This is a genomic window from Pseudolactococcus laudensis, assembly GCF_013449735.1.
Classification (GTDB): domain Bacteria; phylum Bacillota; class Bacilli; order Lactobacillales; family Streptococcaceae; genus Pseudolactococcus; species Pseudolactococcus laudensis.
This window is the reverse complement of the sequence record NZ_JACBNY010000006.1, coordinates 1-18,519: the sequence shown is the minus strand read 5'-3', so window position 1 is coordinate 18,519 and position 18,519 is coordinate 1. Positions and strand designations below refer to the sequence as shown.

Sequence of the window (18,519 nt, the reverse complement as noted above, 5' to 3'; positions counted from 1 at the left end):
GCAATGGAATCAATAGCAGATGCGATGGCAAATCGTTTAGACGTCAAAAAATATCAGGAATTGACTGCCAAGATTTTGGATAATCCTGAAATCAAAACCTTTATTCTAGACAATGCGTTTGAGCCGACACAGGTGAATAAATCTCTGTCGAAGTTTAACGAATATCTGAAAGAAAAAGCTAAATTCGTTGCAGGTGAACCCACTAAAATAGCAGGTTATGAGCCAATTCTTTTTAATAATGAAGGTTTTGCTGATGTGACTTATCGTGCAACGGCAGAAACCTTAGCAAAAGAGGCTGAAATCAGCAAAAAACGTCGGGTTAAGTTGATTGGCATGCCGAGAGATTTTGCTGATATCAATTGGGATGATGTCCTATTAGATGATGCCAATCGCGTTGCTGCCTATCAAGCAGTTGCTGAATTCATAGCAGATTATCCCAATCAAAACGGTGTCTATCTCTACGGTAAATTCGGTGTTGGCAAGAGCTTTATGATGGCTGCCATGGCGAATAAATTGGCAGAGAAGGGGATTTCTACTAGCTTGATTCATTATCCGTCTTTTATCTCTGACAACACTGGCTTTGATGAGTTAAAGTGGCAGGCTAATGAAATTAAAAAAGTCCAAGTCTTAGTCTTGGACGACATTGGCGCCGAAAGTAATAACGACTGGATTCGCGATAACATTTTGCAAGTCATTTTGCAGTATCGGATGCAGGAGAATTTACCGACATTTTTCACGTCAAACTTAACTATGGACGAGCTTGAGATGCGGCTTGCTATGACTAAAAAAGGGGATGAAACTTGGCCTGCTAAGCGGGTTATGGAGCGTGTCCGCAAGCTGTCAAGAGAGTTTCGTTTGGAGGGAGAGAATCGGCGCAATGGTTAATGACATGATTAAGGTGATGCAAGCACATGCATCGGTTAGAAATTTTACGATTGATAAAATTCCTGCTGATACCCTGAAATTGATAATTGATGCGGGGCGTGCTGCGTCAACCTGGAAAAATTTTCAGTCGTATTCGATTATCAATGTGCATACGGCTGAAACTAAGGCTAAGATTTTTGAGTTGCAACCACAGAAGTCGATTAAAAATGCGGCCAACTTTCTTGTGTTTGTGGGTGATTTAAATCGGGCTGAAAAGGCGACAAAATTACATACAGACCAGTTTTTCCCAGAAGGGACTGAGAATTTGCTGATTTCATCGGTGGATGCTAGTCTGGCTGCGCAAAATGTCTTACTTGCAGCAGAGAGTCTGGGTTATGGTGGTGTTTTTGTTGGTTTGATTCGGGAGCAAGCGGCAGAGTTATCAGCGGTTTTGCATTTACCAGACTACACCTATCCTATATTTGGCTTGGCTTTGGGTGTGCCTGCGCGTCAAAATGATGTTAAACCGCGTTTGCCTTATGAGGCAGTTGTTTTTGATGAACGTTATCAAGAACAATCTGAAGAAGTGATTAAAGCCTATGACCAAATGCAACGTGTGTTTGCGGGTGACCGTCGACTTGGTAGCGATTGGAGTGAGCGAATCGCTGCGCAATTTGGTACGCCATCACAAACAGCCACACTTGCGAATTTGCAGGATAAGGGTTTGATGAAATAAAAGCATGATTACTTTTTCAGTAGGGGAATGCTGAGAAAGTCTATCAAAAAAGGGAAATGAAATGAAAAAAATCAAAGCTACTATTTTCTGGGGAGCTGTTATTATTGTGCTCTTGGGAATAGGTGCGACAGTGGCACATTTTAAATTTGGATTTTTGAAAAAAGATGAAACAACAGAATTTGTCATCCAAAAAATTGAGTCGCAAGCTAAACTAAAAGTAACAAAAACAACCTCAAAAGAAGTTAAAAAAGTCGCCTTAGAACCAGAATTGGTAAAGGAATGGAATGAGCTTGGGAAAGGTCTTGTTTCTATTTTTTCAGGGCGAAATATGTCTATCAGAGCTGTTGTAGAAACAGATTTTGCTTTAGACTTGTCGAAAATCTCGAATGATGCTATCAAGGTGAAAAACAATGTTTTCACCGTGACAGAACCACTTGTTGTTGAAGTAGATTCACAAATTGATTATAGCAAAACAGAAATTGAAAAAGACAGTAATGGTGCATTTGATAAGGTTGTTGACATCTTTACACATAGAAAAGATGCCAATCAATTCATGCAAGATAATTTTAAAAGTGTCGATGTGACAGCCAGCGAAAATGCTTTAAAAGATGATACAGTCAAGCAAAAAGTTGTCAAAGATACAAATAAAGCATTAGGTGAATTTCTATCCAAAGCAACAGAAAAACCAGTTAAAGTTGCTTTAACTGAAAAGGATTTTACATTTGTTAATGCTGATAAATAAAAAAATAAGTTCATGCATCTTATTGATGCCATGAACTTTTTTTAACCGATTTGGAATTGTTTTGGCAAAAGAATACCGATTTCGCACAAAACCAGCATTTTTTTAACCGATTTGGAATTGTTTTGGCAAAAGAATACCGATTTCGCACAAAACTAGCATTTTTCTAACCGATTTGGAATTGTTTTGGCAAAAGAATACCGATTTCGCACAAAACTAGCATTTTTTTAACCGATTTGGAATTGTTTTGGCAAAAGAATACTAATTTCGTACAAAATCAGCATTTTTCTTACCAATTTCGCATTGTTTTCAATGGCTCATCATGCTGTTTTACATTTTTGAGGCAAATGGTAAAAAATAGGCTATGAATGATTTCTATTAACATTAGAAATCATTCATAGCCTTTTTGGAAGGGATTTTTGTCCCAATTCCTTATTTATTGTGCATCAATTTTGAAGTTTTTCAAACTTGCAAGGTAGAGAGCACCACCAACGATAGAGACGATACCACCGGCTACGCCTAGAAGTGGAATCAAAGCAACCGCACCACCGACGATTAAAAGAACGTGTGCTGCAGTTTTAACCAGACCAGTTCCTTTATAAGTAACGAGACCAACAATACCAAGAACAAGAATTGCAATTTTAACTAAAATGAAAATAACTGATAGAACGACTGTTGAAGTAGCACTGCCATCATCATTAAGCGCGTCATTAGTTATCCCACCAAGAATGAATAATGGTGCGAAAATAAGGGCAATACCACCGATAAGTCCGAAGATACCGTTTGTGAGTGCAAGCGTTTTAGATTTCATAAAAATCTCCTAACTTAGCTTTTAGTGAGGTTCAAGATTTGCTCATGTGTCTTTAGGCTTGTTTATAATTAGATAAATAAAATAAGAAAAATAGGGCGAAAAAATAAATTAACTAATACTTGTATTAATGTTATCATACTAATCAAAACATTGCAATTATACACTAATTATAAGCACATTATATGAACTTAATCTGTTATTGTCTCGAGCTAACGTAAAAAAGATGAGCAGGACGAAACATATTGTGTTATACTTAGACTTGAGTGCTTAGCAAGTGGACAGGCACGGCAACATAAAGGAGAAAAGAAAACAATGGCATTACCTACAGTAGCAATCGTCGGCCGACCAAACGTTGGCAAATCGACAATTTTTAATAGAATCGCAGGCGAACGCATTTCGATCGTCGAAGATACACCCGGTGTAACGCGTGACCGGATTTACACAACCAGTGAATGGCTCAATAAAAAATTCGCTATGATTGATACTGGTGGTATCGAAATGGCTGACACACCTTTCATGGCACAAATTAAGGCACAAGCTGAGATTGCCATGGACGAAGCTGATGTCATTGTTTTCGTCGTAGACGGCGAAAACGGCGTGACAGATGCAGACGAGTATGTCGCACAAATCCTATATAAAACAGATACACCTGTCATCCTCGTCGTCAACAAAATCGACAACCCTGAGCGCCGCATGGAAATCTTCGATTTCTACAGCCTTGGTTTAGGTGAACCTTACCCTGTATCAGCGGTTCACGGGATTGGTACAGGTGACGTCCTAGACGCTATCATCGACAACCTACCAGTCGAAACTGAAGAAGAAAACCCAGATATCATTAAATTCTCACTGATTGGCCGACCAAACGTTGGCAAATCAAGTTTGATTAACGCTATCTTAGGTGAAGACCGCGTCATCGCAAGCCCGATTGCAGGCACTACCCGTGATGCCATTGACACCAATTTCACCGATGCCGAAGGCCAAGAATTCACCATGATTGACACCGCAGGTATGCGTAAGCGTGGTAAAGTCTACGAATCAACAGAGAAATATTCAGTCATGCGTGCCATGCGTGCCATTGATCGTTCGGACGTCGTCCTCATGGTACTGAACGCCGAAGAGGGTATCCGAGAATACGATAAAAGGATTGCGGGCTTTGCACATGAAGCAGGCCGTGGCATTATCATCGTTGTCAACAAATGGGATGCCATTGAAAAAGACAACAAAACCCTTCAAAAATGGGAAGAAAAAATTCGAGACGAGTTCCAATACCTCAGCTATGCACCGATTATTTTCGTCTCTGCTGAAACCAAACAACGTTTGAACAAATTACCTGACTTGATTAAATCAGTCAGCCAAGCACAAAATATGCGGATTCCATCAGCCGTGCTAAATGACGTTATCATGGATGCGATCGCCATTAATCCAACACCAACCGATAAAGGCCGTCGTCTCAAAATCTTCTATGCCACACAAGTGGCCATTAAACCACCGACATTTGTCGTTTTTGTAAATGAAGAAGAGCTCATGCACTTCTCTTACGCACGGATGCTAGAAAATCAAATTCGTAAAGCCTTCGTCTTTGAAGGCACACCGATTCATTTAATTGCTCGTAAACGGAAATAGGCTTATGACTTTAGAAAACGATGCCATTGACATTACAAGACAGGCATCAGCTATTTCGGTAACAAAATCAAGTGGCACCCAGGTTGATTATTATCTCTATCCTGAGTTTGAAATTCATGTGAATATTTTACCTACCGGTGTTGTCCAAGATTGGCACAAACATCAGCAACTTGATGAAAATATAATCGTGACGTCTGGTGAAATTACGGTTGAGTATCTGGAGAATGGCCATGTTTCAAGTCAAACAGTACAAGAAAATGATGTCTTACGTGTTAAGCGAAGTATTCATCGGCTATTAAATCAATCAAGTGAACCAGCCCAATTTATCGTCTTTCGTTTCGTCCCAACGGGTCAAGAGCAGTCTGAGCTGATGAAACAGGATAAAGTTGATTGTGAAAATGAGATAAAATAAGTCTTTAGGACAAGAAAAAAACTTCTGAGTTTTAATCATCAGAAGTTTTTTTGTTTACAGTCTTAGCCTAATAAATAGCACGACCATGTAGCCGACAAAGGCAAGGATTAAGATGCTGCCTTCGAGTCGAGATAAGGTGTTGCGTTTCCCAATATATGAGAAGACCCAGATGAGGAAGGTGAGGCCGAATAGGAACATGAGTTCCAAGTTGAAAATCGGAAGGTAGGTGAGTGGGTTAATCACGGCACCTAGTCCGATAATCAAGAAGAGATTCAGGATGCAAGAACCGATGAGGTTACCGATTGCTAAGCCTTCCGTTCCTTTTAGTGTTGCTGTAATGGATGTGATTAATTCAGGGAGTGCTGTTCCCATGCCGACAATGGTCAAGCCAATGATGCTATCAGGGATTCCGATAGTTTCACCAATGATTTTAGCATTATCAACGGCAAAATCTGCACCGAATTTGAGGGCGATAAAGCCTAAGGCAATAAGTAGTATGGACTTAGGAACAGAGATGTTTTCTGTATTAGGGCGTATGTTGTGCTTGGTTAACTGAATGCGGTGCAAAGATTTATATGCAGGTACGATGAAGTACGCAATACTCATGGCAATCAAGAGCCAACCTTCTAATCTTGAAATCATGAAGTGCTCGCCAATCAGACCATTACCCATAAAAGCAAGGACTGCAGTTGCCGTGATAGCAAGTGGTAGGTGGATGTTCTTGGTTTCACGGTCTAAATAGACGGGTTTGATTAAGGCAATAATTCCTAGAATTAAACCAAGATTGACAATATTTGAGCCAAGGGCGTTACCAAAGATTAAATCATGGTATTCGTTTTTGGCAGAAGTAATGGTAATCATCATTTCAGGAAACGATGTACCGAGCGAGACAATCGTCAAACCAATAACGACGTCAGGAATTCTATATTTTTTGGCGATATTGCTTGCGCCATCGACAAGGACATCTGCACCAAAGATAATCAGTGCAAAGCCTACTAAGACAAGTAATATTTTTATAGTCATATCTTCATGATACCATTTTATGTAAAAAAACTCAAAATTCTTAATTTCTAATAACTGAAAAGATAGAGTAGAAAAGTTAAAATAAAGGCGAAAATTTGCATTCTGTTAAAATTATGGTATAATAACTCTAAAGAACAAAGAAAGGAGCGCTCACATTGGGCGCTCCTGTTGTTTGAATTTAAATAAATGATCTTAAGATCATCAGTGTAGAAAGGAAACATTATGTCTACAAATATCACAGAAGTTGTGTTGGCACATCTTGAAGGTCTCTTACCTGAGCCCTTTGAGTTGGTGGATGTCGAATGGTCAAAAATGGGTGCAGATCATGTTTTATCAGTACTTGTTGATAAGCCAGAAGGGATTACATTACAAGACACAGCTGATTTATCAGAAATCATTAGTCCAGAATTGGACAAAATTTCACCGGATCTTTTTCCATCGGAGTATATGCTTGAGGTAGCTAGTCCAGGTGCCGAGCGTCCACTCAAAAAACCAGCTGATTTTGAAAAGCATATTGGTGCTTACATTTTTGTCAAACTCTACCAAAAAGTAGCAGGAGAAAAAGAGTTTGTTGGTGATTTAGTAGCTTTTGACGGCAATCTTATCACCTTGACTTATCTTGACAAAACACGTCAGAAGACAGTTGAACTTGAGTTATCAAACATTGCTAAGGCACGGACGCAAGTAAAATTATAAACATCAATAAAAATAGAAGCATTTAAAATTAAAAAGAAAGTTGGAGACACATGAGCAAGGAAATGCAAGCTGCATTCACCCTTTTGGAGGAAGAAAAAGGCATCTCGCCTGAAGTTGTTATTGGTGCCATTGCGGAAGCTTTAACAGCAGCTTACAAAAAACAATACAATCAATCACAAAACGTGACGATTGAGTACAATGATGCTAAAGGTGACTTTATCGTCTACTCAACACGTGAAGTTGTGGATGAAGTTTTTGATAGCCGTTTAGAAATGAGCCTTGAGGATGCCCTCGCACTCAATTCACACTATCAAATTGGTGATAAAATCCGTTTCGAAGAAAAACCAAAAGATTTTGCACGTACGGCAGCGAATGCAGCAAAACAAGTCATTATGAATAAAATGCGTGAAGAATCACACACGATCATCTATAATGAATTTAAACGTTACGAAAATGAAATTATTCAGGGAACCGTTGAGCGTGTTGACGATCGTGCGATCTTTATCAATCTTGGTAAAGTTGACAGCATGCTCGGTAAACGTGATCAAATCCCTGGTGAACGCTACCAAATTGGTGACAAAATTAAGGTTTACGTTTCTGCTGTTGAACAGTCGAAAAAAGGACCTATTGTTTATGTCAGTCGGACACATCCTGAGTTGCTCAAACGCATGTTTGAAAAAGAGATTCCAGAAGTTTACGATGGTACTGTTGAAATCGTCAGCATTGCCCGTGAGGCAGGCGATCGTGCGAAAGTCATTGTTAAATCTAACGATGCCAATGTTGATGCTATCGGTACAATCGTAGGCCCACGCGGTTCGCGTATTCGGACTTTAGTTGATGAATTGCATGGTGAAAACATGGACATCATCGAATGGAATGATGACCGTGCGACATTGATTAAAAATGCCTTGAAACCGGCACAAGTCTCAGATGTGATTATCGATGAGGAAACAGGTGAAACTGTTGTTGTCGTACCAGATGACCAATTATCATTGGCTATCGGTAAACGTGGACAAAATGTCCGTTTGGCGGCTCACGTTACCAATAATAAAATCGACATCAAGTCTCAAACAAAATTTGATCAAGAAGCTGCAGATGTTGTGTCTGAAGAAGTTGAAGCAGATTTTGCTGACGAAGTGCTTGACTAAAATTTTGAATCAGGAGAGGAGTGATTAACGATGGTGAAAACCAAAAAAATTCCTTTACGAAAATCCGTTGTCTCAAACGAGCAATTTCCAAAAAAAGAATTGTTGCGAATCGTCTATAATAAAGCTGGCGAAATCAGTATCGACCCAACAGGCAAAGCAGCAGGGCGCGGTGCATATATCGCCATTAAAAACGATGAAGCCAAACAAGCCAAGCAAAAACGGATATTTGATCGTGTGTTTCAGACGGAGATTGCGGATCGTTTTTATGACGAGTTAATCGTTTACGTCGATCATCAGGTCGAACGTAAAAAATTAGCAACGGTGACCTACTCAATAGATGAGGCACCAGAAATTTAAGGCTAAAATATGACTGAAATAACAGATTTCAATAAAACAAAGTTGGCAAATTCCCTAGGAATGGCCAAGAAAGCTGGTAAGATAGCGACAGGTGAAGAACTTGTCATTAAATCTATCCAGGCAGACCGTGCAAGATTAGTATTTGTTGCCCATGATGGCGCACCTAATCTTGTCAAACGTATCACTGATAAAACAACCTATTATGAAATTCCCATGCTAGACATCTTTTCTGCGGCCGAACTTTCTCACGCTATTGGTAGCGACCGGAAAGTCATCGCTGTTCAAGATAAAGGATTTGCCAAGAAAATGGAGAGTCTTATGAAATAAGAATAAAAAGGTGATCATGAGCGCTTAGCGCCGTATGAAAATAGGAAATCACATGGCTCTGCGCTTGCGCAGGTTCTTAGATTTATCTTTTTCATTAGGGGCTGCTCATTGTGAACCGGATTAAGAAGGAGGACATCAACATGTCTGAAAAAAAACGTATTAACCAAATTGCTAAAGAGAGTGGCTTAACCAATAAAGAACTTGTCGATCACGCACAAAAAATCGGTTTACCTGTTAAATCGCATAGCTCAAGCATCGATGCTGAACAAGCGAAACAATTATTGAGTTCTTTTAAAGCTGCGGGTAATGGTAGCAAACAAGAAAAAACTGCCAAGGCTACGCCAAAAGCAACAGAAGAACCAAAGTCTCAGAATCGTGTGATTGTGGCTGGCGGCAAAAAAGTGGTATCTGAAACAGAAACAGGCAATCGCCCGATTGTCGTTGGTGGTAAAAAAGTCTTGTCAGATGAAGAAGTGTCAAGTGGCCGTGTTATCTCAGTAGGTGGCAAAACAGTTGCACCAACACAAACGCCAAAAGATGAGACTAAACAAGCTGCACCTGCAAAACAGGACAACGTAGCCAACAAGTCATCACAACCTGTTGCAGACAAACAAGCTGAAAATAAAGCTGACAGCAAATCAGAAAAGAAAGCAGATAGTAAAGTAGAAACGAAAACTAAAGCGGAAATACCTAAGAAACCTGAACGTCCGGCCAATGGTGGGATAAAAGTGATTAAGCGCGCAGAGGATATTAAGCCTAAAAATGGTGGTATCAAAGTTATCCAACGTGCTGCTGATGTTGCGCCAGCAAGTCAAGGTAATGCGAACGCTAATCGCAATAAAAATAAGAAAAATCGCAATAATGGCAATAACGCCCAAGGTCAAGGTCAAAGTAACCAAGGTGGCGGTAATCGTCAAGGCGGACCATTACGTGTGAATGATAACCGTAACCAAGTTCGGAATGCCCGTAACTCTAACTGGAATAGCAATAAGAAGAAAAAAGGCAAACGTGGTGGTCAACAAGTTGCGCCACAACCAGTGGTACAACGTAAATTCCATGAGCTGCCTGAGAGTCTTGTTTATTCTGAAGGTATGACAATTGCAGATTTGGCAAAACGTTTGAAACGTGAACCAGCTGAGCTTGTGAAAAAATTGTTCATGATGGGTATCATGACAACACAAAACCAGTCTTTGGATAGCGATACGATTGAACTCTTGCTTTTGGACTATGGTGTCACACCTGAGAAAAAAGTCGAAGAAGATAAGACAGATATCGAACGTCTCTTTATTGAAGAGGGTTACCTCAATGAAGACGAGCTTGTTGAACGTCCACCAGTTGTGACAATCATGGGTCACGTGGACCATGGTAAAACAACCTTGCTTGATACACTTCGTAATTCGCGCGTGACAAGTGGCGAAGCGGGTGGTATCACACAGCATATTGGTGCCTACCAAATCGAAGAAAGTGGCAAAAAAATCACTTTCTTGGATACCCCAGGACATGAGGCCTTCACAAGCATGCGTGCGCGTGGTGCGTCTGTCACAGATATCACGATTCTTGTCGTGGCGGCTGATGATGGTGTGATGCCTCAAACAGTTGAAGCGATTAACCACTCTAAAGCAGCCGGTGTGCCAATCATCGTAGCGATTAACAAAATTGATAAACCAGGTGCTAACCCACAACGCGTGATTCAAGAGCTTTCTGAATATGGTGTTATGAGTCAAGCATGGGGCGGTGAATCTGAATTCGTTGAGATCTCAGCCAAATTCAATACAAATATCGATGACTTGCTAGAAACTGTTCTCTTGGTTGCAGAAATCCAAGAACTCAAAGCTGATCCAACGGTTAAAGCTATCGGTACGGTTGTTGAGGCACGTCTTGATAAAGGAAAAGGTGCTATTGCAACCCTCCTTGTCCAACAAGGTACTTTGCATCAACAAGACCCTATCGTGGTTGGTAATACTTTCGGACGTGTCCGTGCCATGGTTAATGACTTGGGCCGTCGTGAAAAAACTGCAGGTCCTTCAAGTCCGGTTGAAATCACTGGTTTGAACGATGTCCCACAAGCTGGTGACCATTTTGCTGTCTTTGAAGATGAAAAAACAGCTCGTTCAGTTGGTGAAGAACGTGCCAAACGTGCCCTCTTGAACCAACGTAACAACACCCATCGTGTCAGTCTTGAGAACCTCTTTGATACCCTTAAAGAAGGTCAAATCAAGTCTGTTAACGTCATCATTAAAGCTGACGTACAAGGTTCTGCGGAAGCTTTAGCAGCATCACTTCAAAAAATTGAAGTCGAAGGCGTTAAAGTTGATATCGTCCACAGTGCTGTTGGTGCCATCAATGAGTCAGACGTCTCACTTGCCGAAGCAGCTAATGCTGTCATTGTCGGTTTCAATGTTCGCCCGACACCACTTGCGCGCGTACAGGCTGAAAATGACGCCGTTGAAATTCGTCTCCATAGCATTATCTATAAAGTGATTGATGAAGTTGAGACTGCCATGAAAGGTATGCTTGACCCTGAGTTTGAAGAAAAAGTCATCGGTGAAGCAGTTGTGCGTGAAACCTTCACAGTCTCTAAAGTCGGTACTATTGCCGGATTTATGGTCTTGTCAGGTTCAGTTAAACGTGATGCAAGTGTCCGTGTTATTCGTGATGGTATTGTAATCGCAGATGGTAACTTGTCATCTCTGAAACACTTTAAAGACGACGTCAAAGAAGTCAGAAAAGGTAATGAAGGTGGTCTTATGATTGATGGCTACAACGATATTGCTATTGATGACACATTTGAAGTTTACGAAATGGTTGAGATTAAACGTTAATCAAACGTTCGAGTTATCTCGAGATTTATAAGCACAATTAAAAATGCTTGCAGGAGCAAGCATTTTTTGATAGAATGACCTCGGTTGGATGAAATGCCAACATAGGTTAAGTTTCAAGATGTCTTGAAATGAAAACGCAGAAGGGAAAGAGATATGTCTAATACACATCGTAGTGACCGTGTTGCGGTTGAACTTATGCGTGAAATTAATGATATTTTACGTTTAAAAATTTGCGACCCTCGTGTCCAAGAAGTCAACATTTCTGATGTTCAAATCACAGGTGATTTGAGCCAGGCGACAGTTTATTATAGCCTTTTATCTGATTTAGCATCAGATAATGAAAAAGCTAAAATCGGTCTTAAAAAAGCAACTGGCGCGATTAAAAGTGAGCTGGCTAAACGTATGACACTTTATAAAATCCCAGATTTGATTTTTGCTAAAGATGAATCTGTTGCCTATGGTGGCAAAATTGATGAATTATTACGCAATTTGAATCAGGATTAAATAATTAAAAAAACGAACGATTATCTAAGAATCGTTCGTTTTTCTGTTGTCACCCGTAAAGTTTGATGCGCTTTAAGTTGATGAATTTCACCATCAATTTGCACAGGCTGATCACTTGTAATCTCTAATGTAAAGGAGCCGTCTACCATATGGTGAACATGTTTATTAGCTAAATGTTTGGCTTTCAGCACTTTAGGAATCAAAGCAAAAATACCTAGGAGATGAATGCGGTCGACTTCAACTAAATGAATATCGGCATCCATGAGACTAGCATCTGGCGCTAGTGGCACGCCACCACCAAAGAAAGGATGTTTGGTTAAAGTAAAAAGAAATGTCTTAGGAAAAGTCACGCCATTGACAGTCACTTGGAATGGTTTCTTGGAGAAAATAATTTTTAAAGCAGTCGTTAGATAAGCCAGTTGTCCCAGTTTTAAAGTATTTAAGAACCCTTTGGTTAGACTTTGATTTGTGGCATCAACAATCGCCGCATCAAGCCCTATTCCGAAATTGTTTGTCGCAATACCTGATAAACCTTCAGACTCATATTTCAGGACATAAATCGTTTGGGGTGTCGATTTGTGAATATTGTCAAATGTTTCAATCGTATCTTGCAAAGACACCTCAAGTCCTCTGGCGAAGTCGTTACCAGAACCAGCAGGGATATAAGAAAAGGCCTTTTCTGCTGGTAATGCATTAACAGCCAGGGAAATTGTGCCATCACCACCAATAATGATGATGCGATCATCCCTGGTTTTTTGTGCCAGAATATCCGTCATCAACCGATGCTCATCAAGCGGTTGATGCGTGTTAAATAGATGATAAGTAATCTTTTGTTGCGTCAAATAAGCTGTCAGCTTATCCGTCACTTGCTGCCCATGCCCAGGGCCTGCATGGGGATTCGCTAATATGTAATAATCCATACCTATTATTTTACCAAAAAAATGGTAGAGGTGTTGAGAAAGGGTTAGAAATCATGTATAATAAAAGTTAGAATAGTCTAACAATTAACCGTAGAGCAGTCAAATCAAAGTAATAATAGAAACCGTAGTCAACGGTTTTTAATTTAGAAAGTCCGCCATGAAAGAAAATACGCGTCGCTTAATCGATTATTCCCTTCCCGCTGTGTTTGAAAATATTTTGCAAACGAGCGTCGGTTTTGTGGATAGCGTCCTAATCGCAAAAATCTCACTAGTCGCCGTCTCTGCGGTCAGTCTTGTCAATGGCGTCATGGCTGTCTATCAAGCGGTTTTTATCGCCTTAGCCGTCGCCGTCGCAACCGTCGTATCCAATGCTGCAGGTGCCAGAGCAACGAAAGAAGTTTCAGAAAACGTTAGGCAATCTATAGCACTGTCTTTGGTTATTGGCGTGATTTTGTCGATTTTGTCCTTAGTTTTAGCCCAACCCATTTTACAAGCAATGGGGGCAAGGGGTGAAATTTTACAGCAAGGGATTGTTTTTTTTCGCGTCATAGCTGGCACGAGTGTCCTCATCGTTTTAATGACCGTATTAGGTCAGTTGATCCGGACTGCAGGTCAACCGAGAACACCTTTAACCATTAATTTAGTTGTTAATATTCTAAACTTCTGTTTGGATGTTGTGCTTATTTTTGGTTTATTTGGTTTGCCAAGACTTGGCATTCTGGGGGCAGGAATTGGCACAGCGCTTTCCAGATTAATTGGTGTGGGTTTACTCTTTCATAAACTACAAAAAACGACACATCGTTTGAAAGGCCCCGTGATTAGTTTAAAATATCAGCTTTTCAAAACTGAAATCGTTAAAAGAGCGCTACCGATTATGGGAGAGCGATTAATGATGCGACTTGGGGATATTGTAATTTTTGTCATCGTCATTGCTTATGGTAGTAAAGTATTTGCTGGTAACGCTATTGGCGAGACAATAACAGCTTATAATTATCTTCCTGCATTTGGTTTTGCAACAGGAGCAAGTATTTTAATTGCGAGAGCCTACGGTGCAAAAGATAGTCTAGAAATACGGACGTTGACTAAAAAATCCTTTGTCATGACAGCGATTATCAGCACCTTTGTTGGTGGTATGATTTTTGCTTTTTCAAGTTTTATTTTGAATTTCTTCACCACCGATGTGGTAGCCGTTTCAGCGGCACATGTTGTTATTTTGATTTCATTTGTCAGCGAACCGATAGTTGCTGGCGTCATTATCTATACAGCTGCCCTGCAAGCTATGGGAGATGCGAAAACACCTTTTTATGCCACGATGTTTGGCATGTGGATAATTCGAATAGGCCTTGCTTGGATTTTAGGAACAGCATTTTGTATGGGAATTTGGGGCGTATGGATTGCCACGGTTTTAGATAATATTTTCCGCTTAATTGTGTTAAAATTAGTGTATGAATGCCGAATTAAAAATCAAAACATTAACCGAACAACTTAATCAATATGCACATGCATACTATACATTAGATAATCCAGTCGTCGAAGATGCAGAATATGACCGTCTCTACCGAGAACTTGTCACATTGGAAACTGAAAATCCAAATCTCGTTCGAGCAGATTCGCCAACGCACCGAACCGGCGATGTCGTGCTATCAGGCTTTAAAAAGTATACCCACGACTATCAGCTTTACAGTTTACAAGATGCATTTTCAAAAGAGGAGCTTGAAGCATTTGATGCCCGCGTACGCAAAGAAATCCCAGAACCTGAATATATTTGCGAACTCAAAATTGACGGTTTATCCTTGTCTCTGGTCTATGCTAATGGCGTACTGGAGACAGCGGCTACACGTGGTGACGGCAGTATAGGAGAGGATATTACAGAACAGGTCAAACGTATCAAAGATGTCCCTCTAGTCTTGAGCGAACCTATTGATATCGTGGTGAGGGGGGAAGCTTATTTACCGCGTCGTAATTTTCAAAAATTAAATTTAGAACGTGAAGAAGAAGGCTTGCCGTCATTTGCCAATCCGCGTAATGCTGCAGCAGGTACTTTGCGACAACTCGACACGAAAGTCGTTGCCAAACGTGGTCTTGCAACTTTCCTCTATCAAGAAGCAAGCCCAGCGACTAATGACACACAAGAAGAAGTCCTAGAGTATCTAGAAAAACTAGGTCTTGTTGTCAATGAACAGCGAGCTTTTGCGACCAATATAAGTGAAATTTGGGCGTTTATTGAAAAGGTTGCAGCTCAACGTGATTCACTTGCCTACGACATAGATGGTGTTGTCATTAAAGTGAATCGATTGGCCCAACAAGATGCGTTAGGTTTCACTGTGAAATTTCCAAAATGGGCGATTGCCTACAAATTTCCAGCTGAATTGGCAGAAACTGAAATTTTAAGTGTTGATTGGACTGTTGGTAGAACAGGTGTCGTCACACCGACTGCTAATATGACGCCAGTGTTATTAGCTCAGACAACTGTTGCAAGAGCAACCTTGCATAATGTTGATTATATCAAGGAAAAGGATATCCGATTAGGCGACAAAGTTGTGATTTACAAGGCTGGAGACATCATCCCTGCTGTTCAGCGCGTTCTTTTGGACAAAAGACCTTCTGATTCTGTTGAGCTAGATATTCCAAAACATTGCCCAGAATGTGAGTCAGATTTACTGCATTTTGAAGATGAAGTTGCCTTGCGCTGTGTTAATCCGCTATGCCCTGCCCAAATTCGAGAGAAATTAATCCATTTTGCCAGTCGTGGTGCCATGAATATTACGGGTCTTGGGATTGCAGTGGTAACGCAACTTTTTGACAAAAAACTCATTACTGATGTCGCTGATTTATATCAACTTACTATAGATGACCTTCTAAAACTAGATAAAGTTAAAGAAAAATCAGCTGAGAAACTGTATCAAGCTATTCAATCTTCTAAAGAAAATTCAGTTGAAAAATTGATTTTTGGATTAGGTATCCGTCATGTTGGCTCAAAAGCAGCAAAAATAATTGCTGAGAATTTATTGAATTTGGATAGCATAGCGACTGCAACAGCTGATACACTATCAGAAATTCCAACGATTGGCACGGTATTGGCTGAAAGTTTAACTAAATATTTTGCACTAGAAGGTACAAAAAAACTTTTAGCAGAATTAAAAGCTGTGGGCGTGAATTTTGATTACCTAGGACCAGTTAAACGAGATGATGCACCTTTATCAGGTAAAACTGTTGTCTTAACAGGGAAATTGTCACAATTAACACGAACTGAGGCAAAAGAGAAATTGGAGAATTTAGGCGCAAATGTCAGTGGTAGTGTCTCCAAAAAAACAGATATTGTTGTTGCCGGTAGTGACGCGGGTAGCAAGTTGACGAAAGCACAGGACCTCGGCATTGAGATCTGGACAGAAGAGGAGTTAATCAAATTATGAGAACGAGACTAATCTACAACCCAACCTCTGGGCAAGAGACGATGAAAAAAAATATCGCTGAAATTTTAGATGTCCTAGAAAATTTTGGCCATGAAACTTCTGCTTTTGCGACAACTGCTGAAAAACACTCTGCAAAAAATGAAGCTCGACGTGCGGCAGAGGCTGGATTTGAATTGATTATTGCAGCAGGTGGAGATGGGACGATTAATGAAGTTGTTAATGGGATTTCACCGCTTGAAAATCGGCCAAAACTAGCGATTATTCCAGCAGGAACAACCAATGATTTTGCGCGTGCATTAAAGATACCACGTAATAATCCAGTTGCTGCAGCAAGAATTATCGGTAAGGAACAAACTTTAAATATGGATGTTGGCTGTACGGGAGATGATAAATACTTCATCAATATCGCTGCAGGTGGTTCTTTAACTGAATTGACTTACAGTGTTCCTTCACAGCTTAAAACAGCTTTTGGTTATTTAGCTTATCTAGCTAAAGGTGCTGAACTGTTACCTCGTGTTAAGGCGGTCCCCCTTAAAATCACACATGATGAGGGCGTATTTGAAGGTGAAATTTCCATGTTTTTTGCTGCCTTGACTAATTCAGTCGGCGGTTTTGAACAAATCGCTCCTGATGCCCAACTTGATGATGGGTTATTTACACTTATTTTAGTTAAAACAGCTAACTTATTTGAAATGATTCGGCTAATTGGTTTAGTGCTTAATGGTGGTAAACATATTGATGATAAAAAAATAGAGTATATCAAAACAAGCCAAATCAAAGTTGAGCCCCAGTCAGATGACCGTATGATGATTAATCTTGATGGAGAATACGGTGGCGATGCGCCAATTACGCTAACTAATTTTAAAAATCACATTGAGATGTACGCGAATTTAGATGAGATTAGTGATGAGAATTATTCAGGTGACGAAGAAGATTTAGAACTTGAAGCAGTCGTTAGTAAGTTTTCCGAAGAAGCTGAAAAAAACGTGTGAAACTGAAGAATAATATAATATCTCAGATGAGTTGTTTTGATATATTTATATTTTAAGAAGGTATAATAAAAGTTTTCAATTGAGAATTTTTATGCGGAAAGTTACCCAAGTGGGTTAAGGGGACGCCTTGGAAAGGCGTTAGACGTGGCAACATGTGCGCGGGTTCGAATCCCGTGCTTTCCTTGTTTGAGTAAGAGATTAAGATAAATTATATTTAAACATCCAGTATATTTACTGGGTGTTTTATTACGCAATTTAATACTCACCAAAACTTTTTAATATACTCAATAATTTTTTTCTTGATACGAAACTTTTGATTACGGTCAATCTTCTCTCCTCTTTTAAGTGCCTCAAAAAGCTGGAGCTCCTCCGGGGATAAAACCAAGTGTATTTCTTGACACAACAAGTCATACATGACGTTTTCAGACACATTTTGTTTGTGATCAAAAAGATTAACAGACTCAGAAAGTTCACAATAGTCAAGCTGGTCGAATTTTCTCTTGACTGCCATAGCTTTGCGATAGTTATCAATTAAGAAACAAGAATACCTGACTTTGAAATAGACATAGAAGTTAAAGTCATCATCTGGTGGATCTAATAAGAGTTGATGGTACATCTCTAAAGCAATAATCATCCCTTCCTGCATATAGTCGTCTAATTCCCAGGAAGGAATTTTAGTTTTTTTCCGACAGTTCATAATAATCGATTCAATACTTTTAAGTATGGTTTCAATTTTATCCATTTGTTTACTCCATTTTTCTAAAAGTGCTATTAACAATGTCTAGTTACTAGTATAAAGTAAAAAAATAAATAAAAAGTCGCTATACCGTGAATGGCTCAAAATATACCATGAATAACATAGAGATACAATGAATAACCTCAAAACGAAGACCTCAAAAATAAAAAAAGACAAATAAATAAAAAAAGTGTTGACATGTTAAGTCAGATTTGATAAGATAATAAAGTACTCAAAACGACAGGTCACGAACGAAAGAAAAGAAAATAAAAAAAACTTTTCAGAAAGGTGTTGACAAGTCAAAAAAGTTTTGGTAGAATTAAATAGTTGTCTCGTAAGAACAGCTGAAACAAAATAGACCTTTGAAAACTGAATAAAACAGAAACGAACCAAGTA

Annotated in this window: 18 protein-coding genes and 1 tRNA gene; 15 read left to right on the top strand and 4 right to left on the bottom strand. The window is 39.7% G+C overall.

What is annotated here, in order from left to right; all coding sequences use genetic code 11:
* The first annotated feature begins 3 nt into the window (after window positions 1–3).
* The 3 genes from dnaI (at window position 4) to HZR21_RS04925 (ending at window position 2,342) form a co-directional block, all read left to right on the top strand.
* On the top strand, window positions 4–885 hold the full coding sequence (gene dnaI / locus HZR21_RS04935; RefSeq protein WP_180746763.1) for a primosomal protein DnaI: 882 nt from the start codon (window positions 4–6) through the stop codon (window positions 883–885).
* Complete coding sequence (locus HZR21_RS04930; RefSeq protein ID WP_180746701.1) at window positions 878–1,600, top strand: NADPH-dependent oxidoreductase; 723 nt, start codon at window positions 878–880, stop codon at window positions 1,598–1,600. Before dnaI ends, HZR21_RS04930 begins: the two co-directional genes overlap by 8 nt.
* Window positions 1,601–1,661: 61 nt before the next feature.
* A complete protein-coding gene (locus HZR21_RS04925; RefSeq protein WP_180746700.1) occupies window positions 1,662–2,342 on the top strand; it encodes a DUF4230 domain-containing protein in 681 nt (226 codons plus the stop codon).
* 433 nt (window positions 2,343–2,775) lie between these two features.
* Here HZR21_RS04925 and HZR21_RS04920 read toward each other — a convergent pair whose 3' ends face one another.
* Entirely contained in the window at window positions 2,776–3,150 is a 375-nt protein-coding gene (locus tag HZR21_RS04920; RefSeq protein ID WP_180746699.1) for a hypothetical protein, read from the bottom strand.
* A gap of 312 nt (window positions 3,151–3,462) precedes the next feature.
* Between HZR21_RS04920 and der the strand changes: the two genes are divergently transcribed.
* Window positions 3,463–4,773, top strand: a complete 1,311-nt coding sequence (der, locus tag HZR21_RS04915) for a ribosome biogenesis GTPase Der (protein WP_031366754.1) — start codon at window positions 3,463–3,465, stop codon at window positions 4,771–4,773.
* 4 nt (window positions 4,774–4,777) lie between these two features.
* The gene (locus HZR21_RS04910; RefSeq protein WP_180746698.1) at window positions 4,778–5,185 is read left to right on the top strand and encodes a cupin domain-containing protein; all 408 of its coding nucleotides are present in this window, start codon (window positions 4,778–4,780) and stop codon (window positions 5,183–5,185) included.
* 54 nt (window positions 5,186–5,239) lie between these two features.
* Here the strand turns inward: HZR21_RS04910 and HZR21_RS04905 are convergent, their stop codons facing one another.
* A complete protein-coding gene (locus HZR21_RS04905) occupies window positions 5,240–6,208 on the bottom strand; it encodes a sodium:calcium antiporter (RefSeq protein ID WP_180746697.1) in 969 nt (322 codons plus the stop codon).
* Between the two features lie 222 nt (window positions 6,209–6,430).
* On the opposite strand from HZR21_RS04905, the gene rimP reads away from it, so the two are divergent.
* The 6 genes from rimP to rbfA all read left to right on the top strand — a co-directional run bounded on the left by rimP (window position 6,431) and on the right by rbfA (window position 12,062).
* The gene (gene rimP, locus HZR21_RS04900; RefSeq protein ID WP_180746696.1) at window positions 6,431–6,904 is read left to right on the top strand and encodes a ribosome maturation factor RimP; all 474 of its coding nucleotides are present in this window, start codon (window positions 6,431–6,433) and stop codon (window positions 6,902–6,904) included.
* Between the two features lie 50 nt (window positions 6,905–6,954).
* Complete coding sequence (nusA, locus tag HZR21_RS04895) at window positions 6,955–8,052, top strand: transcription termination factor NusA (RefSeq protein WP_003138349.1); 1,098 nt, start codon at window positions 6,955–6,957, stop codon at window positions 8,050–8,052.
* Window positions 8,053–8,082: 30 nt separating this feature from the next.
* Window positions 8,083–8,409, top strand: coding sequence for an RNase P modulator RnpM (gene rnpM, locus HZR21_RS04890; RefSeq protein WP_003138350.1), 327 nt, complete (start codon window positions 8,083–8,085; stop codon window positions 8,407–8,409).
* Window positions 8,410–8,418: 9 nt separating this feature from the next.
* Window positions 8,419–8,736: a YlxQ-related RNA-binding protein gene (locus HZR21_RS04885; protein ID WP_003138352.1), complete on the top strand. Its 318-nt coding sequence runs from the start codon at window positions 8,419–8,421 to the stop codon at window positions 8,734–8,736.
* A gap of 140 nt (window positions 8,737–8,876) precedes the next feature.
* Window positions 8,877–11,558 (top strand): translation initiation factor IF-2, encoded by a 2,682-nt coding sequence (infB, locus tag HZR21_RS04880; RefSeq protein ID WP_180746695.1) that lies wholly within the window; start codon window positions 8,877–8,879, stop codon window positions 11,556–11,558.
* Between the two features lie 153 nt (window positions 11,559–11,711).
* A complete protein-coding gene (gene rbfA, locus HZR21_RS04875; RefSeq protein ID WP_180746694.1) occupies window positions 11,712–12,062 on the top strand; it encodes a 30S ribosome-binding factor RbfA in 351 nt (116 codons plus the stop codon).
* 20 nt (window positions 12,063–12,082) lie between these two features.
* On the opposite strand, the gene HZR21_RS04870 is transcribed toward rbfA, so the two are convergent.
* The gene (locus HZR21_RS04870) at window positions 12,083–12,982 is read right to left on the bottom strand and encodes a diacylglycerol/lipid kinase family protein (protein WP_180746693.1); all 900 of its coding nucleotides are present in this window, start codon (window positions 12,980–12,982) and stop codon (window positions 12,083–12,085) included.
* Window positions 12,983–13,139: 157 nt separating this feature from the next.
* Between HZR21_RS04870 and HZR21_RS04865 the strand changes: the two genes are divergently transcribed.
* The 4 genes from HZR21_RS04865 to HZR21_RS04850 all read left to right on the top strand — a co-directional run bounded on the left by HZR21_RS04865 (window position 13,140) and on the right by HZR21_RS04850 (window position 17,570).
* The gene (locus HZR21_RS04865; protein ID WP_180746692.1) at window positions 13,140–14,471 is read left to right on the top strand and encodes an MATE family efflux transporter; all 1,332 of its coding nucleotides are present in this window, start codon (window positions 13,140–13,142) and stop codon (window positions 14,469–14,471) included.
* The gene (ligA, locus tag HZR21_RS04860; protein ID WP_180746691.1) at window positions 14,428–16,395 is read left to right on the top strand and encodes an NAD-dependent DNA ligase LigA; all 1,968 of its coding nucleotides are present in this window, start codon (window positions 14,428–14,430) and stop codon (window positions 16,393–16,395) included. The genes HZR21_RS04865 and ligA overlap by 44 nt, the downstream gene beginning before the upstream one ends.
* On the top strand, window positions 16,392–17,387 hold the full coding sequence (locus tag HZR21_RS04855) for a diacylglycerol kinase (protein WP_180746690.1): 996 nt from the start codon (window positions 16,392–16,394) through the stop codon (window positions 17,385–17,387). The genes ligA and HZR21_RS04855 overlap by 4 nt, the downstream gene beginning before the upstream one ends.
* A gap of 95 nt (window positions 17,388–17,482) precedes the next feature.
* Window positions 17,483–17,570, top strand: a tRNA-Ser gene (locus HZR21_RS04850).
* A 79-nt stretch (window positions 17,571–17,649) separates the two neighbouring features.
* Here the strand turns inward: HZR21_RS04850 and HZR21_RS04845 are convergent.
* Window positions 17,650–18,129, bottom strand: a complete 480-nt coding sequence (locus tag HZR21_RS04845; protein ID WP_180746689.1) for a hypothetical protein — start codon at window positions 18,127–18,129, stop codon at window positions 17,650–17,652.
* Window positions 18,130–18,519 lie beyond the last annotated feature (390 nt).